The 18,001-nt window shown below is 71.3% G+C and carries 17 protein-coding genes; 7 read left to right on the forward strand and 10 right to left on the reverse strand.

Annotated features, from left to right (window positions below; all coding sequences use genetic code 11):
* A partial coding sequence (locus tag U870_RS22275; RefSeq protein ID WP_043709161.1) for a glutamine synthetase occupies positions 1–197 on the reverse strand: 197 nt, incomplete at its 3' end.
* 137 nt (positions 198–334) lie between these two features.
* Here U870_RS22275 and U870_RS0101345 point away from each other — a divergent pair.
* Entirely contained in the window at positions 335–757 is a 423-nt protein-coding gene (locus U870_RS0101345; RefSeq protein ID WP_025155623.1) for an RDD family protein, read from the forward strand.
* Positions 758–838: 81 nt separating this feature from the next.
* On the opposite strand, the gene U870_RS0101350 is transcribed toward U870_RS0101345, so the two are convergent.
* Genes U870_RS0101350 through lipB form a run of 3 tightly spaced genes read right to left on the reverse strand, consistent with a single transcriptional unit; the run spans position 839 to position 3,241 of the window.
* Positions 839–1,537: a DUF4191 domain-containing protein gene (locus tag U870_RS0101350; protein ID WP_025155624.1), complete on the reverse strand. Its 699-nt coding sequence runs from the start codon at positions 1,535–1,537 to the stop codon at positions 839–841.
* Between the two features lie 49 nt (positions 1,538–1,586).
* Positions 1,587–2,576, reverse strand: a complete 990-nt coding sequence (gene lipA, locus U870_RS0101355; RefSeq protein WP_025155625.1) for a lipoyl synthase — start codon at positions 2,574–2,576, stop codon at positions 1,587–1,589.
* Entirely contained in the window at positions 2,573–3,241 is a 669-nt protein-coding gene (lipB, locus tag U870_RS0101360) for a lipoyl(octanoyl) transferase LipB (RefSeq protein ID WP_025155626.1), read from the reverse strand. The genes lipA and lipB overlap by 4 nt, the downstream gene beginning before the upstream one ends.
* A gap of 139 nt (positions 3,242–3,380) precedes the next feature.
* Here lipB and U870_RS0101365 point away from each other — a divergent pair, with 139 nt between their 5' ends.
* A complete protein-coding gene (locus tag U870_RS0101365; protein WP_162819069.1) occupies positions 3,381–5,180 on the forward strand; it encodes a hypothetical protein in 1,800 nt (599 codons plus the stop codon).
* 6 nt (positions 5,181–5,186) lie between these two features.
* On the opposite strand, the gene sucB is transcribed toward U870_RS0101365, so the two are convergent.
* The 3 genes from sucB to U870_RS0101380 form a co-directional block, all read right to left on the reverse strand.
* A complete protein-coding gene (sucB, locus tag U870_RS0101370; RefSeq protein ID WP_025155628.1) occupies positions 5,187–6,710 on the reverse strand; it encodes a 2-oxoglutarate dehydrogenase, E2 component, dihydrolipoamide succinyltransferase in 1,524 nt (507 codons plus the stop codon).
* A gap of 68 nt (positions 6,711–6,778) precedes the next feature.
* Positions 6,779–8,152, reverse strand: a complete 1,374-nt coding sequence (lpdA, locus tag U870_RS0101375; RefSeq protein WP_025155629.1) for a dihydrolipoyl dehydrogenase — start codon at positions 8,150–8,152, stop codon at positions 6,779–6,781.
* 103 nt (positions 8,153–8,255) lie between these two features.
* Complete coding sequence (locus tag U870_RS0101380) at positions 8,256–9,743, reverse strand: leucyl aminopeptidase (RefSeq protein WP_025155630.1); 1,488 nt, start codon at positions 9,741–9,743, stop codon at positions 8,256–8,258.
* A gap of 106 nt (positions 9,744–9,849) precedes the next feature.
* Between U870_RS0101380 and U870_RS0101385 the strand changes: the two genes are divergently transcribed.
* The 5 genes from U870_RS0101385 to U870_RS0101405 all read left to right on the forward strand — a co-directional run bounded on the left by U870_RS0101385 (position 9,850) and on the right by U870_RS0101405 (position 15,739).
* A complete protein-coding gene (locus tag U870_RS0101385) occupies positions 9,850–10,779 on the forward strand; it encodes a proteasome assembly chaperone family protein (RefSeq protein ID WP_025155631.1) in 930 nt (309 codons plus the stop codon).
* A 64-nt stretch (positions 10,780–10,843) separates the two neighbouring features.
* A complete protein-coding gene (locus U870_RS0101390) occupies positions 10,844–12,184 on the forward strand; it encodes an MFS transporter (RefSeq protein WP_025155632.1) in 1,341 nt (446 codons plus the stop codon).
* A gap of 243 nt (positions 12,185–12,427) precedes the next feature.
* Complete coding sequence (locus tag U870_RS0101395) at positions 12,428–13,747, forward strand: RNA polymerase sigma factor (protein ID WP_025155633.1); 1,320 nt, start codon at positions 12,428–12,430, stop codon at positions 13,745–13,747.
* Between the two features lie 4 nt (positions 13,748–13,751).
* Positions 13,752–15,026 (forward strand): MurT ligase domain-containing protein, encoded by a 1,275-nt coding sequence (locus tag U870_RS0101400; RefSeq protein WP_025155634.1) that lies wholly within the window; start codon positions 13,752–13,754, stop codon positions 15,024–15,026.
* Positions 15,023–15,739, forward strand: a complete 717-nt coding sequence (locus U870_RS0101405) for a type 1 glutamine amidotransferase (protein WP_025155635.1) — start codon at positions 15,023–15,025, stop codon at positions 15,737–15,739. The genes U870_RS0101400 and U870_RS0101405 overlap by 4 nt, the downstream gene beginning before the upstream one ends.
* A gap of 57 nt (positions 15,740–15,796) precedes the next feature.
* Here U870_RS0101405 and alr read toward each other — a convergent pair whose 3' ends face one another.
* Genes alr through U870_RS0101420 form a run of 3 tightly spaced genes read right to left on the reverse strand, consistent with a single transcriptional unit; the run spans position 15,797 to position 17,856 of the window.
* Entirely contained in the window at positions 15,797–16,873 is a 1,077-nt protein-coding gene (alr, locus tag U870_RS0101410) for an alanine racemase (RefSeq protein ID WP_025155636.1), read from the reverse strand.
* Positions 16,870–17,583 (reverse strand): alanine racemase, encoded by a 714-nt coding sequence (locus tag U870_RS0101415; protein ID WP_115644382.1) that lies wholly within the window; start codon positions 17,581–17,583, stop codon positions 16,870–16,872. The genes alr and U870_RS0101415 overlap by 4 nt, the downstream gene beginning before the upstream one ends.
* A gap of 36 nt (positions 17,584–17,619) precedes the next feature.
* Entirely contained in the window at positions 17,620–17,856 is a 237-nt protein-coding gene (locus U870_RS0101420; protein WP_025155638.1) for a DUF7455 domain-containing protein, read from the reverse strand.
* Positions 17,857–18,001: the final 145 nt, after the last annotated feature.

Raw genomic sequence — 18,001 nt, forward strand, 5'->3', positions numbered from 1 at the left:
GACTCGTGGATCGACGCGAAGCCGCGGATCGAGGAGCCGTCGAAGAGCTGACCGACGGAGAAGAACTCCTCGTCGACGGTCGAGGCGGGGATGTTGAAGTGCTGCTGCACACCGGGCAGGTCGGTGAAGCGGATATCAAGGAACTTGACGTCGGTGTCCTTGATGAACTTGAGCACCTCGGAAGAATCACGGAACATACGGAGGACTCCCAATGGCTTGCGGTGACCGGACTGCGCGTGCAGTCCCACCCCCACGGTAGGGGGAGGCCGTTTCCCCGCCGTGACGCAAATGTTTCCGGCATGTTACGTGTACCGGCCCCGGGTAAACTCGACGGGTGCCCCAGAACCCCCCGAACCGCTCCGGCGACATCGCCCCCAGCCGCTATCCCGGGGAGCGCCTCGGTCTTCCCGAGGCCGGTCCGCGCTCCGTCGCCCGCTTCGGCCGCCGACTCGGTGCGATCGTCGTGGACTGGGCCATCGCCTCGCTCATCTCCTTCTCGTTCTTCCACTACGACCCGCTCGCCAACCTCGGCATGTTCGCGCTGATGCAGGTGGTGTTCATCCCGACCATCGGCGGCAGCATCGGCCACCGCATCTTCGGTCTCCGGGTCGTCGCGCTCCGCGGGGGCTGGGTGGGGCTGTGGCGGCCGATCGTGCGCACCGTCCTGCTCTGCATCGCCATCCCGGCGCTGGTGTGGGACTCCGACCAGCGCGGCTTCCACGACAAGATCGCCGGGACGGTCCTGCTCCGCGGCTGACATCCGCCGACGACCGCAGGGGACGAACGGACGAACGCGCCGTCCCGGTGGGGAGCGGCGCGTTCGTGTCGAAGCGTCGGGTCAGCGGGCGCGCTGCGCGCGGACCTTCATCGGGTCGATGCCCTTCGGGATCGGCAGGGCGTTCTCGAGCGACTGCAGGCGGTTGCTGATGGCGAGCACCTCCGCCTTGGTCAGCGTCGGCTTGATCTTGGCCAGCGTGCGGGGGACCTTGTGCAGCGCGACCGCGTCGCTGTCCGGGCCGACGCTGATGACGGTGACGGGCACGTTCGGCAGCACGCGGGTGACCTTGCGGCGCTCCTCGTCGACCATGCGCTGGGTGCGGGTCTTCGGACCTTCGCTGATGAGCACGACGCCGCCGCGGCCGGTGGCACGATAGACCGCGTCCTGCGTCTTGCTGTTGACGGCGACCGGCATCTCGGAGCCGCGCCAGCTGCGCTTGAGCGAGCTGCGCAGCACAGCGCCGACGGCGCCCGGCTGCCCCTCGATCTGCGAGTACGCGGCGCGTTCCGCGCGGCGGCCGAGGATGATCAGGGCCGCCAGCACGCCGCCGAACACGCCCGCGATGATCCAGAGGACCATCGTGAAGACGTTGCCGCCGGAGAAGAAGATCGCCAGGAGCACGCCCGCGATGATCGGGAGGACGAAGCCCAGGATGATGTAGAGCAGTGCGCGGTCGTCGTAGCGGCGGGTCATCTGGAAGACCTGCCACATCTGCTTCAGCCGACCGGGCTCCTTGGTGGACTTGTCCTTGCGTGCCATACGCACAAGGATACCGTCCCGCGGGGCGTCCGGCAGACGACGTTCGCCGTCAGGAGACGGCCTGGGCGAACCCGAGCGAGGCGTCCGCGAGATGCTGCAGCTCCGCGGGCACAGGACGGCCCTTCGCCTGCATCGACTGAGCCCACAACCGGCCCGCGCGATACGAGGAGCGCACCAGCGGCCCGGCCAACACACCGAGGAAGCCGATGGCCTCGGCCTCCTCCTTCAGCTCGACGAACTCGTCCGGGTGCACCCAGCGCGCGACGGGCAGGTGGCGCGGGCTCGGCCGCAGGTACTGGGTGATGGTGATGATGTCGGTGCCGGCGTCGTGCAGATCGCGCAGCGCCTGGCCGACCTCGTGCCGCTCCTCGCCCATCCCGAGGATCAGGTTGGACTTGGTGATCAGCCCGGCCGCACGGCCCTGCGTCAGCACGTCGAGGGAGCGCTCGTAGCGGAAGGCCGGTCGGATGCGCTTGAAGATGCGGGGGACGGTCTCGACGTTGTGGGCGAACACCTCGGGGCGGGCGGAGAACACCTCGCCGAGGAGCTCGGGGCGGCCGGTGAAGTCCGGGACGAGGATCTCGACGCCGGTGCCGGAGCTCTGCCGGTGGATCTCGCGGATGGTCTCGGCGTACAGCCAGGCGCCCTCGTCCTCCAGGTCGTCGCGCGCGACGCCGGTGACGGTCGAGTAGCGCAGGCCCATGCGGGCGACCGACTCGGCGACGCGCCGGGGCTCGTCACGGTCGAACGCGGCCGGCTTGCCGGTGTCGATCTGGCAGAAGTCGCAGCGGCGGGTGCACTGGGAGCCGCCGATGAGGAAGGTGGCCTCGCGATCCTCCCAGCACTCGTAGATGTTGGGGCAGCCGGCCTCCTGGCAGACCGTGTGCAGCTCTTCGGACTTCACGAGCGAGTGGAGCTGCCGGTACTCCGGCCCCATCTTCGCCCTGGTCTTGATCCACTCGGGTTTGCGCTCGATCGGGGTCTGGGCGTTGCGGACCTCGAGGCGCAGCATCCGGCGCCCCTCCGGCACGGCGCTCACGCGGCGGCCTCCGTCGCGGTCGTCGTCCCCGCGGCGGGCGCCTCGGCCCAGCGTTCGAAGGCGGCGACCACGAGTGGAGCGACGTCCTCCGGCGTGACGGTGCGGCCGAGAACGTGCGAGACGGTGGTGACGCCGGCATCGCGGATGCCGCAGGCGACGATGTGCTCGTACGGCTCCAGGTCGTTGGAGCAGTTCACGGCGAAGCCGTGCATCGTGACGCCCTCGGCGACCCGGATGCCGATGGCGGCGATCTTCTCGTCGCGGCCGTCGGCGCGCAGCCACACGCCGGAGCGACCCTCGACCTGCTCGCCGTGCACGCCCAGGTCGGCGAGCACGGCGATGAGCAGGGACTCCAGACGGCGCACGTAGCCGACGACATCGATCGGATCGGGAAGGCGCAGGATGGGGTAGCCGACGAGCTGGCCCGGACCATGCCAGGTGATCTTGCCTCCGCGGTCGACGTCGATCACCGGGGTGCCGTCGGTCGGCCGCTCGTCCGGCTCGGTGCGCTTGCCGGCCGTGTAGACCGGCGGGTGCTCCAGCAGGAGGAGGGTGTCGGGCGCCCGGCCGGCGACGACGGCGGCGTGCACCTCACGCTGCCGCTGGAGTGCTTCGTCGTACGGGACGGCGTTGGTGCTGAGCCTCGAGAGGTCGTATGCAGTCACCGGTTCAGCATATATGGACTGAGTCCAGTAATTATCGTCCCTGGTCTGAAGTTCTCCACATCGGTCGGGCCGGCACGACCTCTGCACCGATCGGGTCCACGCCGCCCCGGCGGGACGAGAGGGCACTGGAATGGAGGCCATGAGGAGATTCCGACCGGGCCACGGTGCCGATCTGGCGAGACTCGCGCAGACCGTGGCACGAGAGCTGGGAGCGCGCACGCGCCGGGTCCTCCCGTCGCCGCCTGACACGTATCACGTGGTCGTGGAGGGAGGGGAGTTGGTGCGGCCCGCCGTGCTGTGTCTGCGGATGCGACGAGGTGAGACGGGCGACGAGGGGACGGAATCCCGGGAGCGGGACGGGCCCGGTGGGCGCGGCGGGGCCGGTGGGCGCGGCGGTCCTGGGAGCCGCGCCGGGCCCGGAGACGGCCCGGTCGTCGACAGCGAGCACCTCGCCGAGGAGCACGCGCTTCCGGTGCGGCGGGTCCGCGGCGGGACGGTTCAGGTGCGGCTGCTCGAGCATCTGCCCGCGGGAAGCCTGGCCGGCCGGATGGCCGCCGGGCCGTTGAGCGTGGGGGAGGCGGTGACGATCCTTCTCGCCGTCGCCGAGGTCATGCACGCCGCCCACGGCAGTGGCTGCGGAGGGATCGAGCCGCGGTGCGCGAGCATCCGGTTCCGTGACGACGGCTGCCCGGTCGTCGCCGCCGGGGAGGGGGCCGGTCCGCTGACACCGGAGCGGGCGCAGGGCGACGCCGCGGCATTCCTCCGACTCGTCCGGGACGTGACGGCGGCCGTCGCCGACGGGCGCGGCGCCGACCTGGCGAACCGGGTCGAGACGGTGTTCGCGTCGGGAGCGGGCGGGCTCCGCGCCGCGATCCTGGCGGCGGCGCCACCCGCTGCCGTGCAGCTCGCCGGTCCACGACGCGGCGGTGCTCGCCCGGCGGTCGATCCGTCCCGGGCGGTACGCCGTCGCGACCTGGCGGATCGCGCACGGGCGGAGTCGCGCCGTCGCGTCCGCGGGCGCACGAACAGGCGGGCGGCGCTCCGGCGCACCGGAGCCGGCGGGAACGGCGGAGCCGTGACTCCCGAGGTCGGACGAGCCGTGCTGCGTGAACGCCGGGGAGCGCCGGCCGGGATCGGAGGGGGCGACGGCGGTGAACGCCGCCGCGACCCCGCCGGTCCGGAGCAGAGGAAGCGCGGTCGACTGGGTGGCGGGCGGTCAGGCTCCGGAAGCAGGGCCGGGGGCCGGAGCGCCTCGCGGGCGGGCGCCGCGGCGTGGTGGGACGCGGTGCTGGACGGGAACCCGTTGCGGGACGCGCGGGTCGCCGCGGTCGCGTACCTCCGGCGCCGGCCGAAGACGGTGGCGCTCGCAGCTCTTCCGGCGGTGCTGGCCGCTGTCCTGTTCGTGGCCGTCCCGGTCGACGCGGCCGGCCCCGGTCCGGCGGCGCGGACCGTGTCGACGGCCACGCATGGCGGATCAGAGGCGACACCGTCGGCGTCGGCGTCGCGTGCACCGGTCGCCGTCGGAGCCTCGCCCGGGGACGACGCCACCGAGGGCACGCGACGGTCCGGAGCGGCGTCGGGGCCCCCGGACGGCGGTGCACGCTGTGCGGAACCGGACGTGTTCGACCTGAACGGGGAAGGGGATGCAACCGGCGGGGACGACGACGGCGCGGCCGGCGGCCCGCGAGAGGGCGGGGGAGCGTGCTCGGCCGTCGGGCCGGATGCGGACGATCCCGTGCGGGTGGCGATGGCGTGGCTGGCGGCCCACGGCGGCTCGAGCGGCGCCGGTCAGGGGAGCGCGGTGATCACGCAGCGCTGGGGGGAGGCCGTGCTGGTGACGGTCCGGACCGATCCGCAGGGAGGTCCGGACAGCGAACCGGCCTCGCTCCTGCTGGTGAGGGGCGAGGCCGGTTGGCGGATACGAGCGGTGTACTCGTGAGGCGGATCAGATGCCGAGGCTGCCCTCGAAGTCGCCGCCCTCGAGCCGGTTCTTCACGGCCACCAGGAAGCGGGCCGCGTCGGCGCCGTCCACGATGCGGTGGTCGTAGGAGAGGGCCAGGTACACCGTGGAGCGGATGGCGATCGACTCCGTGCCGTCCGCCGTGATGACGACGGGCTTCTTCGTGACGATGCCGGTGCCCAGGATCGCGACCTGCGGGAGGAAGACGACCGGGGTGTCGAACAGGGCGCCACGCGAACCGGTGTTGGTCAGCGTGAACGTGCCGCCCGCGAGCTCGTCCGGCTTGAGGCGGTTGTCGCGGGTGCGCTCGGCGAGATCAGCGATCTCCTTCGCGAGACCCGAGAGGTCGAGCGACGAGGCGTCCTTGACGACCGGCGTCAGCAGGCCGCGCTCGGTGTCGACCGCGATCGAGATGTTCTCGTGGTCGGGGTACACGATGTTGTCGCCGTCGACGGTGGCGTTGATGACCGGGTAGGTCTTGAGCGCCTCGGCCGCCGCGAGAGCGAAGAACGGCAGGAACGAGAGCTTCACGCCGGTCTTGGCGAGGAAGTCGCCCTTCACCTTGTCGCGGAAGGCGGCGACCTTGGTCACGTCCACCTCCACCACCGAGGTGAGCTGAGCGGTCGACTGCATGGAGATGACGGCGCGCTCGGCGACGACCTTGCGCAGCCGGGACATCGGCTGGGTCGTTCCGCGCAGCGGCGAGACCTCGACGGTCGGGGCGGCGGCCGGAGCCGACGCCGCGGCGGCGGGCTGAGCTGCCGAGAGGATGTCCTCCTTGCGGATGCGGCCGCCGACACCGGTGCCGGTGACGCTCGCCAGGTCGACGCCCTGCTCGTTCGCGAGCTTGCGGACGATCGGGGTCACGTAGCCGGCGTTGCCGGCGTGCGCGCCACCGGTCGACGCGGCCGGAGCCGGAGCAGCGGCGGGAGCCGCAGCGGCAGCCGGAGCAGCAGCCGGGGCCTCCGCAGCCGGAGCGGCGGCGGGGGCCGGAGCAGCGGCGGGAGCCTCAGCAGCGGCGGGAGCCTCAGCAGCGGCGGGAGCCGGAGCGGCAGCCGGGGCCGGAGCAGCGGCGGGAGCCTCAGCGGCGGCCGGAGCCTCAGCAGCAGCCGGAGCCTCAGCAGCAGCCGGAGTGACGGCGGGGGCCTCAGCAGCGGCGGGAGCCGGAGCGGCAGCCGGAGCCTCCGCAGCGGGAGCCTCGGCGGCCGGAGCCGGCGCCTCGGCGGGGGCGGCCTCGGCGGGGGCGGCCGGAGCCTCTGCACCCGCGCCGGAGCCGTCGCCGATGGTCACGAGCGCGGTGCCCACCTCGACGGTCTCGTCCTCCTGCACCAGGATCGCCTCGATGACGCCGGCGACCGGCGACGGGATCTCGGTGTCGACCTTGTCGGTCGAGACTTCGAGCAAGGGCTCGTCCACCTCGACACGGTCGCCAACATTCTTCAGCCAGCGGGTGACCGTGCCTTCCGTGACACTCTCGCCGAGTGCCGGGAGGCTGACGGATTCGCTCATGAGCTTTCTCTCCTTCAAAACCTGATGTTCAGTAGCTTATTGCAACCGCAGGTGCGGCGGCTCGGACGTTAGAGGGTGTGCAGTGGCTTGCCCGCGAGGTACAGGAAGGCCTCGCCGAGCGACTCGTTCTGGGTCGGGTGGGCGTGGATGAACGGAGCGATGTCCTCCGGGTACGCCTCCCAGTTCACGGCGAGCTGAGCCTCGCCGATGAGCTCGCCCACGCGAGCGCCGATCATGTGCACGCCGACGACCGGGCCATCGTTCACCCGGACGACCTTGACGGTGCCGCTGGTGCCGATGATCTCGCTCTTGCCGTTGCCGGCGAGGCTGTAGTCGTAGCTGCTGACCTTGTCCGCACCGTACTGCTCGACGGCCTTGGCCTCGCTGAGTCCGACCGAGGCGACCTCGGGGTCGCAGTACGTGACCTTGGGGATGTTCACGTCGGGGACGATGATCGGGTTCAGGCCCGCGATCTCCTCCGCGACGAAGATGCCCTGCTGGAAGCCGCGGTGCGCGAGCTGCAGGCCGGGGACGATGTCGCCGACGGCGTAGACGCCCGGGACGTTGGTCTGCAGGCGCTCGTCGGTGAGGACGAAGCCGCGGTCCATCGTGATGCCGACCTCGTCGTAGCCGAGGTTCGCGGTCTGCGGGCCACGGCCGACGGCGACGAGCAGCAGCTCCGCGTCGACGGTGTCGCCGTTCTCGAGCGAGACGACGACGCCGTTCTCGTTCTGGGTGACACCGGCGAACCGGACGCCGAGGCGGTAGTCGATGCCACGGCGGCGGAACGCGCGCTCGAGCGACTTGCTGATCGACTCGTCCTCGTTGGGGACCAGGTGGGGGAGGGCCTCGATGATCGTGACCTCGGCGCCGAACGACTTCCAGACGCTGGCGAACTCCACGCCGATGACGCCGCCGCCGAGCACGGCGACCTTCTTCGGGACGAAGTCCAGCTCGAGCGCCTGCTCGCTGGTGATGACGCGCCCGCCGATCTCGAGACCGGGGAGGCTGCGCGAGTAGGAGCCGGTCGCCAGCACGACGTGCTTGCCGACGATGGTGTCCTCGCCGACCTGGACGGTCGTCGGGGAGGTGAGGCGGCCCTCGCCCTCGATGACGGTGATGCCGCGGGCCTTCACCAGGCCCTGCAGGCCCTTGTACTTCTTGGCGATGATGCCCTGGCGGTACTCGGTGACACCGTTGATGTCGATGCCCTGGAGCTGGGTGATGATGCCGTACTTCGCCGACTCGCGGGAGTAGTCCGCGACCTCGGCCGCGTGCAGCAGCGCCTTGGTCGGGATACAGCCGCGGTGCAGGCAGGTGCCGCCGACCTTGTCCTTCTCGATCATGCCCACGGTGAAACCGAGCTCGGCCGCACGCAGCGCTGCTGCGTAGCCTCCACTCCCACCGCCGAGCACCACAATGTCAAAGTTCTGCTCAGACACCCAGTTACTCCCTCGCGCATCAGGATTCGTGACACGATCCTGCCCCGAGGGGTGACTCCGGGCAGGCGTTGACGGACGAGATCTTCTCGCCCATACGACCCTACTACTTCCGCGAAAACTCCTCGGCCAAACGGACGAGCGCCCGTACGCTGACGGCGGACGGTCCCTTGCCGGTGAAGCCGTACGGCGAGGCCGGTCCCTTGGCGGGGCCGGCGATGTCGAGGTGCGCCCACGGGATGCGCGGGGCGTCGTCCTCGTCGCCGGTGCGGCCGACGAACTCCTGGAGGAACACGCCGGCCAGCAGCATGCCGCCCGCGGACTGGCCCGGGTTGGCGTTGGCGATGTCGGCCACGTCGGAGTTGATGGTGGCGCGCAGCTCGCCCGAGAGCGGCATCGGCCAGAGCAGCTCGCCGCTCGCCTTGGCGGCCTGCAGCACCTCGTCGACGAGCCCCTCGGAGCCCATCACGGCGGCGTAGCGCGTGCCGAGCGCGACCATGGCGGCGCCGGTGAGGGTGGCGACGTCGACGATCGCGTCCGGGCGGTCCTCGCTCGCGGCGGCGAGCCCGTCGGCCAGCACCAGCCGGCCTTCGGCGTCCGTGTTCAGCACCTCGACGGTGCGGCCGTCGCGGATGCGCAGCACGTCGTTCGGTCGGATCGCGGAGCCGGACGGCATGTTCTCGGCCAGGCAGAGCCACGCCGACACCCGCACCGGCAGGCCGAGCCGCGCGGCGGCGAGGGCGACCGCGAGCACGGTGGCGGCGCCCGTCATGTCGTACTTCATGCCGACCATGCCCGTCGGCGGCTTCAGGGAGAGCCCGCCGGAGTCGAAGGTGATGCCCTTGCCGACCAGCGCGAGGTGCCGGGTCGCTCCGGCCGGGGCGTAGTCGACCTTGACGAGCCGCGGCGGCCGGGTGGAGCCCTGGCCGACCCCGAGGATGCCGCCGAAGCCGCCCTCGGCGAGGGCCGCCTCGTCCCAGACGGTGATGTCGACGGGGAGACCGGCTGCGGCCTCCTGCGCGCGCTCGGCGAACGTCTCGGGGTAGAGGTCGAGCGGTGGCATGTTGACGAGGTCCTTGACCAGGGAGGCCGCGCCGGCGACGGCCGTGGCGCGCCCCAGCAGGTCGTCGGCGGTCGCGCCGGCCGGAGCGCCGATCACGGTGATCGCGGGTACCGGTGCTTTCGCCGTGCTCTTCTCCCGGTACTCCGTGTACGCGTAGGAGCCGAGGGCCGCGCCCTCGATGACCGCGCCGAGCAGGGAGTCCCCGTCGGCGGGGAGCTCGATGGCCACGTGGGCGGTGCCGGCCAGCTGGCGGACGGCACTGCCTGCGGCGTAGCGGAGGGCGTCCTCGTCGAGCTCGTCGCCGAGGCCGATCACCGCGAGCGACGGTCCGCCGGCCGTGCCCGGGAGGCGGACCAGCTCGTCCCGACCGCCGGCGAAGCCGACCGCCGTCAGCTGGCCGGCGAGGGTGCCCTGATCGGGGCCGGAGAGCACGACGACCTCGTCGCGGACGACGCGGGCGCCGACCACGAGCACGTCGGCCGGGGTGAGGGAGGAGGAATCGGACGCGAGCGAGAGAGCAGGAACCGTCATGCTCCGACCCTAGCCCGCCCGTGCGCGTCTCACTGTTCGCTGTGGGCGTGCTGCGAGGCGGCCCGCAGTACCGGTCGGGGGTTCCGGGGCGGCCTAGAGTTGACGCATGCGACTCCCCGCTGATCTGTTCGAGCTCAACCCGACCGTCGAGGTCCCGGAGGGGCTCCCGCTCGTCGCGGGCCTGACGGGGTTCGCGGATGCGGGCGCGGGGGTCAGCCAGCTCGGCACCTATCTGCTCGGCACCCTCGACAGCGAGGTCGTCGCCACCTTCGACGCGGACATCCTGCTCGACTACCGGGCCCGCCGGCCGCTGATCTACTTCGATCAGGATCACCTGGCCGACTATCAGCCGGCGACCCTCAAGCTGTACCTCGCCTACGACGAACTGCGCCAGCCGTTCCTGCTGCTCTCCGGATTCGAGCCCGACTTCCGCTGGGAGGCGTTCACGGAGGCCGTGCTCGGTCTGATCGAGCGCTACCGCGTGCGCAGCGTCACCTGGGTGCACGCGATCCCGATGCCCGTCCCGCACACGCGCCCGATCGGGGTGACGGTGAGCGGCAACCGGACCGAGCTGATCGAGACCATGTCGGTGTGGAAGCCGCAGACCCAGGTGCCGGGCAATGCGCTCCACCTCCTCGAGTTCCGGCTGCAGGCGCTCGACCACCCGACCGCCGGGTTCGTCCTGCTCATCCCGCACTACCTCGCCGACACCGAGTACCCGGCGGCCGCGATCGCCGGTCTCGACTCGATCAGCGCGGCGACCGGGCTCATCTTCCCCAGCGACCGGCTGCGTCAGGAGGATCGCGACTTCATCGCGAACATCGACGAGCAGGTCGCAGGCAACCCCGAACTGGCGAAGCTCGTCGGCACGCTCGAGGAGCGGCACGACACGTACATGGAGGACAACCAGCTGCGCTCGCCGCTCACCGACCGCGACGGCGAGCTGCCGTCCGCCGATGAGATCGCCGCCGAGCTGGAGAACTTCCTGGCCTTCCGCCGCCACGGCGACGAGGAGAACGGGCGCGGCGACCGCTGAGCCGTCGCGCCGCCCGCAAGGCGGGCTCCCCGGACCGCCGGGACGCTCCGCCTAGACTCGTGGGGTGAACTCGCGGCGATCCTGGTTCGTCTTCGGGATCGGCGCGTTCGCCTATCTCGTGGCGGTGATGCAGCGCACCACGATCGGTGTCGCGGGCGTCGCGGCGACCGACCGCTTCCACGTCTCGGCGTCCGTCCTGTCGACCCTGGCCGTCGTGCAGCTGATCGTCTACGCGGCGATGCAGATCCCCGTGGGGGTGCTGATCGACCGGATCGGCTCGCGCCGGCTCATGCTGATCGGCACCGCCCTGATGGTGGCGGGGCAGGTGGCTGTGGCGTTCGCGCCGAACATCACCGTCGCCATCCTCGGGCGCGTCCTGGTGGGGGCCGGAGACGCCACCGTGTTCACCTCGGTGATGCGCCTCACGAACTCCTGGTTCCGGGGCCGCATCGTCCCGCAGCTCTCCCAGTGGATCGGGAACATCGGCCAGCTGGGACAGGTGCTCTCCGCCGTCCCGTTCGCGCTCCTCCTGCATCTCTCGGGCTGGACGACCGCGTTCCTCTCGGCCGCCTCCCTCTCCGTGCTCGCCCTGATCGCGATCGCGGTCGCCATCGCGGACCGGCCGGTCGGGTCCTCCGAAGGTCCTCGGCCGGCGACCTGGTCCGACTCGTTCCGACAGCTGCGGATCAGCCTGGCGCGGCCGGGGACGCAGCTCGGTTTCTGGTCGCACTTCGTCACCCAGTCCTCCGGGACGGTGTTCAGTCTGATGTGGGGGCTGCCGTTCATGGCGTTCGCGCTGGGGATCGACCCGGCGGAGGCGTCGGCGCTGCTGATCGTGTCCGTCGTCACCGGCTTGATCGCGGGGCCCGTGCTCGGCCTGCTCACCGCGCGCTTCCCGTTGCGTCGCAGCAACCTGGTGCTCGGGATCGTGGCGATGATGGGCGTGGTATGGGCGGTGGTGCTGCTCTGGCCGGGCGTCCCCCCGGTGTGGCTGCTGATCGCGCTGCTGATCGCGCTCGGGATCGGCGGACCGGGCTCCCTGATCGGGTTCGACTTCGCGCGCACCTCCAACCCGCTGCACAGTCTCGGGTCGGCCAACGGCATCGTCAACGTCGGCGGCTTCCTCGCGAGCTTCGTGATGATGTTCCTCATCGGTGTCGCGCTCGACCTGCAGAACGGCGCCCGCGTCGCCGCGGGAGGGGCGGCCGACCTGTACGCCCTCGACTCCTTCCGCTGGGCGTTCGCGATCCAGTACGTGATCGTGGGAGCAGGCGTGGTCCTGCTGGTCCGCGCCCGGCGGCGCACGCGACGACGGCTGCGCGAGGAAGAGGGAATAGAAGTGGCCCCGATCTGGGTTGCACTCTCCGACGCATGGCGGAGGAGGAGCGGTCGCGAGACGCGCTGACCGCAGGGCTCAGGAGAAGGCGATCCCGTCCGGCGCGTGGCGGTCGTCGTGGTCGGGGGATCAGGTCAATCCGTGCAATAATTGGTGTCTGGACCCGTTCATATCTCGTGGGTCGGAGCATTCGACGATGCCCGACGTTCCCCCCGAGACTTGACATGGGTCTTAGTAATGTCCGCACGCAACCCTGAGCCACGACGGAGCCACGAGGAATCCGGTCTCCGCTTGGTATTGAAAGGTGTTCACATGGCAACCCGTGCAGCAACGAAGGCCCCGGAGGCCGACACGGTCGAGGAGACGGTGGCGGGCGCCGAGGGCGCGGCCACGACCCCGACGGCCGCGAAGAAGACGACGACGAAGACCGCTGCCAAGAAGCCGGCGGCGAAGAAGGGTGCGACCAAGCCCAAGGGGCGCGCGGCGGACGACGACGAAGAGGTCGACGAGGACGCCGAGGTCGCGATCGACGAGGACGAGACGGCCGAGGGCGACGACGCCGAGGCGTCGGACGACGCGGACGACTCCGACGACGCGGCACTCAAGCCGGCCGACGCCGCTGCGGCCGCGGTCGCCGCGGCGCCGCTGCCGACCGACGCTCTGGTGCTCCGCGCTGTCGACGAGGACGATGACATCCCCGTGTACTCCAGCACGATCACCGGTGCGACGGCCGACCCGGTCAAGGACTACCTGAAGCAGATCGGCAAGGTCCCGCTGCTGAACGCGGCGGAGGAGGTCGAGCTCGCGATGCGCATCGAGGCGGGACTCTTCGCCGAGGACAAGCTCGCGAACACGCCGAGCATGCCGAAGGAGCTGGAGCGCGAGCTGCGCTGGGTCGCCCGCGACGGCCAGCGCGCCAAGAGCCACCTGCTCGGCGCCAACCTGCGCCTCGTGGTCAGCCTCGCCAAGCGCTACACCGGCCGCGGCATGCAGTTCCTGGACCTGATCCAGGAGGGCAACCTCGGTCTGATCCGCGCCGTCGAGAAGTTCGACTACACCAAGGGCTTCAAATTCTCCACGTACGCGACCTGGTGGATCCGTCAGGCCATCACGCGCGCGATGGCGGACCAGGCCCGTACCATCCGCATCCCGGTGCACATGGTCGAGGTCATCAACAAGCTCGCCCGCGTGCAGCGCCAGATGCTGCAGGACCTGGGTCGCGAGCCCACCCCCGAGGAGCTGTCGAAGGAACTCGACATGACCCCGGAGAAGGTCATCGAGGTGCAGAAGTACGGTCGCGAGCCGATCTCGCTGCACACTCCGCTCGGCGAGGACGGCGACAGCGAGTTCGGCGACCTGATCGAGGACACCGAGGCGGTCGTCCCGGCCGACGCGGTGGGCTTCACCATGCTGCAGAAGCAGCTGGAGAGCCTGCTCGACTCCCTGTCCGAGCGCGAGGCGGGCGTGATCCGCATGCGCTTCGGCCTCGGGGACGGCATGCCGAAGACGCTCGACCAGATCGGTGACACCTTCGGCGTGACGCGTGAGCGCATCCGCCAGATCGAGTCGAAGACGATGGCGAAGCTGCGCCACCCGTCCCGCTCGCAGTCGCTGCGCGACTACCTCGAGTAAACCGGTGCGTTATCGTTTGGCGGTCGTCGCCGGCCGCCTCGCCCGCTGGCTGCTGCGCCTGCGGGGCGGGGGGTCGGCGGTGCCCGGCCGGGTCGCGCTCGCCATCGCACCGAAGTTCTTGGAGCGCGCCGTCAGCCGGCTGCCGCTCGGTGTCGTGTTCGTCTCCGGTTCCAACGGCAAGTCGACCACCACGAACATGCTCACGGCCATCCTGCGCGAGCACGGCCTCGACGTCTTCACCAACCCGTCGGGCGGCAACCTGCCGCAGGGGATCGCGTCCGCGCTCCTCGCCGACGTCCCGCTCGACGGCTACGTCCGCGGCGATGTCGGCGTCATCGAGGTGGACGAGGCCTACGGCGTCGACCTGGCCACCCTCCTGAAGCCGCGCGCCTCCCTGTTGCTGAACGTGCAGATCGACCAGCTCAACCGGTTCTTCGAGCCGACGCGGGTCGTCGGGATGCTGCGGTCCATCGCCGAGACCTCCTCGGAGTTCGTCGTGGTGAACGCCGACGACGACAGCCTGGCGCGCGTGGGGGCGGACCTCGCGGCCGCCGGTCGCGACGTGTCGACGTTCGCCGTGGCACCGTCGATCATCGACGCCGCCCCGAACGGGCTGGCGAACGTGGAGGACCTCACCGGCGTGGCCGCCGGAGCCCTCCCGGTGCCCGCGGTCTTCGTCTCGGCGCTCGAACTGCAGAGCGCCCAGCTCACGATCGGCGGCGAGCACGTGCGCATCGGGCTGCCGGCGCGCGGCCTGCACTACGCGGTGGACGCCGCGGGCGCGACCGCCCTGGCGCGGCGCCTGCTCGGTGACCGGTTCCGCCCGACCGCCGTCGTCGCGGCGATGGCGTCGCTGCGCACCGTCTACGGCCGAGGGGAGACCCTGCGGGTCGGCGACGAGGACATCGAGATCATCATGATGAAGAATCCGCCGAGCCTCCAGCTCAACCTGGACTACCTGGCGGAGTCGCCCGAGCAGGTCTTCGTCGCCGTCGACGAGGGCACGCCCGACCCGTCCTGGGTCTACGACATCGACCTCTCGAAGATCGGTCACGTCGACATCGCCTCCGGCACCAAGGCGTGGCAGTTCGCGACCCGCTTCGCGTACGCGGGCATCGAGGTCGACCAGGTCGTCCCCGAGCTGAAGCCGGCTCTGACCGCCTTCCTCGCCCTGCCGAAGCCGTCGCGCGGCACCAAGACCATGATCGTCAACTACGAGCAGATGATGCTGATCCGCAAGCAGCTCGGATTCCTCGACCTGGAAGGCGGCGAACGGTGAGCGTGCTGCGCATCCTGCACCTGTACCCGCGCGAGCTGGGGATCAACGGCGACGCGGGCAACGTGCTCGCCCTGGCGGAGCGCGCCCGGTGGCGGGGCATCGAAGTGGAGGTCGTGACGCACGCCCCGGGAGCCGAGCTGCCGCCGAGCGTGGACATCGTCCACATCGGCTCCGGCCCGCTCTCCGCCCAGCGTGTGGTGCTGGAGGACGTCCAGCGCATCGCCTCCCGGTTGCGCGACTGGCGCGACGCCGGGGTGCCGCTCCTCGCGGTCGCGGGAGGCTGGCAGCTGCTGGGCCGTGAGTTCGTGACTCCGGAGGGGGAGACGCTGACCGGCGCCGGGGTGTTCCCCAGCCGCGCCGTGCTGAGCCGGGCCCGTCACGTCGGCGAGATGGTCGTGCGCAGTCCCGAGACGGGCAGCCTGGCCGGCTTCGAGAACCACTCCGCCCGGACCGAGCTGGAGGGCGGCGAGCCGCTGGGCCGCGTGCTCAGCGGGATCGGCAACGACGGAGCGACCGAGGGCGTGACCGTCGGAGCGGCCATCGGCACCCACCTGCACGGCCCCGTGCTGCCGATGAACCCGGTGCTCGCCGACCGGATGCTGGCGACCGCTCTGCGCGCCGAGCTGCCCCCGGTGCCGCAGACGGAGCGGGTCGACCGCTACGCGACCAACGCGCGCCGGGCGATCGCGAGCCGCCTCGGGGTGTCGCTGTAGCGAGCGAGCGGACGTGCGGGCGACTGCGACGCGGTTCCGCTGCGTTCGATCGGAGGATCAGCCGACGTAGACGCGCGGAACCCGCGCGGCGACGCCCGTGATCATCTCGTCCGCGATGGTCTCCGCCCAGTCCGCCCAGGTCTCCGCGGTGGCCTCCCCGTCGACGCCCGGGCCGAAGAGGATGGCCGGGTCACCCATGCGCACGCGGGCGGTGCCCGCGTCCACGAGCATCGAGTCGACGTCCACCGCGAGGACCGGGCAGCGCCGGCCGTCCAGCAGAACCGACGCCTTCGCGATGCCGAGCGTCGGGACGCCGTCGCCGTAGCCGATCGCGATCCGGACGTGCGTCGTGCCGTCCACATGCACCTCGGTGACGGGAGCCTCCAGGCGCATGACGGGCTCGAGGCCGAGTTCTGCGCCGGTGGCATCGTCGAAGGGGGAGAAGCCGTAGGCGGCGATCCCGAAGCGGACGAGATCGAAACGAGCGTCGGGCATGCGCATCCCCGCCGAGCTGGCGGCGAGGTGCAGGATCTCGAAGCGGGCGCCGCGGGCCTCGGCCTCGGCGACGGCCTCGCGGAACTCGGCCAGTGCGCGTCGGTCCTCTTCCAGGGAGGCGTCCGCCAGGTGCGACCAGGCGGCGCGGACGCGCACGACGCCGCGCTCCTGCAGGGCCAGAGCGGCGTCGACCAGACCGGGCCAATCGGCGCGGGTGGCGCCGTTCCTGCTCAGTCCCGTGTCGACCTTGAGATGCACGACGGCGGGACGGTCCGCGCCGGCCGCGGCGATCGCGTCGAGCTGCCAGCGGGCGGAGATGCCGAGCTCGATGTCGTTCTCGATGGCGGCCTGCCACTCGGTGTCCTGACCGTGCAGCCAGGCGAGCAGGGGAGCGGTGACACCGGCACGGCGCAGGACGAGTCCAGCAGGGACCTCGAGCACCGCGAGGGAGGTGGCACCCGCCTCCAGCCCGGCCTCGGCGATGGGGAGCAGGCCGTGCCCGTAGGCGTCCGCCTTCACGGCGAGCATGACCTCCGCAGGCGCGGCGATCGCGGCGAGATGGGCGACGTTGCGCCGCAGGGCGGCGAGGTCGATGACGGCGCGCGGCAGCGGCTCGGCGATGGCGTCGACGATCGTCATGCGCAGTGCACCCTCTCGATGCGCCGGCCCAGCCGGCTGGTGATGACGGGCGCGGCGACGCCGATCGCGTCGGCCCAGTCGAGTACGGTCGGCTCGCCGCGGGCCGGGTCGCCGAACAGGACCACAGGGTCGCCGGGGGAGGCTGCGCCGCCGCCGATGTCGACGACGAACTGATCCATGGCGATCCGCCCGGTCACCCGTCCACGGGTCGCTCCGACCTGCACGGGTGCCTTGTTGGATGCCACGCGGAGGATGCCGTCTGCGTAGCCGAGCGCCACGAGCACGAGCGTGGTCGGCTGCGCGGTGCGGTAGGTGTAGCCGTACGAGACGCCGCGGTCGGCCTCCACGTGCTTGACGGCGATGATCTCGCCCCTCAGACGCATCGCGGGGGCGGTCGGCGTGGCCGGGTCGAGGCCGAAGAGCGCCGGCCCGAGCAGCGCACCGGAGCCTGGACCGGCCCCGCCGACGGTGACGCGGGTGTCGATGCCGTCATCCGCGAGCGCGGCGGCGTCTTCGATGCGGGACACGACGAAACCGCCGACCCCCGCATCGGACAGCGCACGGGCCACGGGGATGAGCCCGTGGCCGTACGCGTCCGCGCGGAGATCGGCGGTGGAGTCCTGGAGGGAGGCGGCGAGAGCCGCGGCAGTGGATCGGACGACGGACAGGTCGATCGTGGCGCGCCTGCGCACGCCGTGCCCTGCGGTCATCGTCCGGTCAGCCTCGCGGGTCGCGACGCGATCGCGTTACGCGCGCTGCTCTTCGAACAGGCGTGCGCTCTCGTCGTGCCAGCTGTGGGCGATCTCCGAGAGCTTCTCCTGGTGCTTCTTGCCGTGGTGGGCGCAGAACAGCAGCTCCCCGTTGTTCACGACGACGCGGATGTACGCCTGGGCTCCGCAGCTGTCGCAACGGTCCGCAGCAGTGAGTTGCGGCCCCGAAGCGAGCTCGTCAACCGCATCATTCTCCGAAGTGATCGTCGACATGTGATGCTCCTTTCAGTCGCAACCGGTGAACTCGGTACGTCTATAGAACCACGCTTGACCCCGAATCCGTCGCGCATTGCCTGCTATTTCGCTCAACGCGTAGCCTCCCGCGCGACGAGTGTCGGTGGCGGGGACGTTCCTCAGG

This window comes from Leifsonia aquatica H1aii (assembly GCF_000633535.1).
In the GTDB taxonomy this organism is placed as follows: Bacteria; Actinomycetota; Actinomycetes; order Actinomycetales; family Microbacteriaceae; genus Leifsonia; species Leifsonia aquatica_A.

What these genes read in the sequence shown, in the direction of transcription:
- U870_RS0101350 (WP_025155624.1), bottom strand. Translation starts at nt 1,537, where the DNA reads ATGGCACGCAAGGACAAGTCCACCAAGGAGCCCGGTCGGCTGAAGCAG.
- U870_RS0101365 (WP_162819069.1), top strand. Translation starts at nt 3,381, where the DNA reads ATGAGGAGATTCCGACCGGGCCACGGTGCCGATCTGGCGAGACTCGCG.
- sucB (WP_025155628.1), bottom strand. Translation starts at nt 6,710, where the DNA reads ATGAGCGAATCCGTCAGCCTCCCGGCACTCGGCGAGAGTGTCACGGAA.
- U870_RS0101380 (WP_025155630.1), bottom strand. Translation starts at nt 9,743, where the DNA reads ATGACGGTTCCTGCTCTCTCGCTCGCGTCCGATTCCTCCTCCCTCACC.
- U870_RS0101385 (WP_025155631.1), top strand. Translation starts at nt 9,850, where the DNA reads ATGCGACTCCCCGCTGATCTGTTCGAGCTCAACCCGACCGTCGAGGTC.
- U870_RS0101395 (WP_025155633.1), top strand. Translation starts at nt 12,428, where the DNA reads ATGGCAACCCGTGCAGCAACGAAGGCCCCGGAGGCCGACACGGTCGAG.
- alr (WP_025155636.1), bottom strand. Translation starts at nt 16,873, where the DNA reads ATGACGATCGTCGACGCCATCGCCGAGCCGCTGCCGCGCGCCGTCATC.
- U870_RS0101415 (WP_115644382.1), bottom strand. Translation starts at nt 17,583, where the DNA reads ATGACCGCAGGGCACGGCGTGCGCAGGCGCGCCACGATCGACCTGTCC.
- U870_RS0101420 (WP_025155638.1), bottom strand. Translation starts at nt 17,856, where the DNA reads ATGTCGACGATCACTTCGGAGAATGATGCGGTTGACGAGCTCGCTTCG.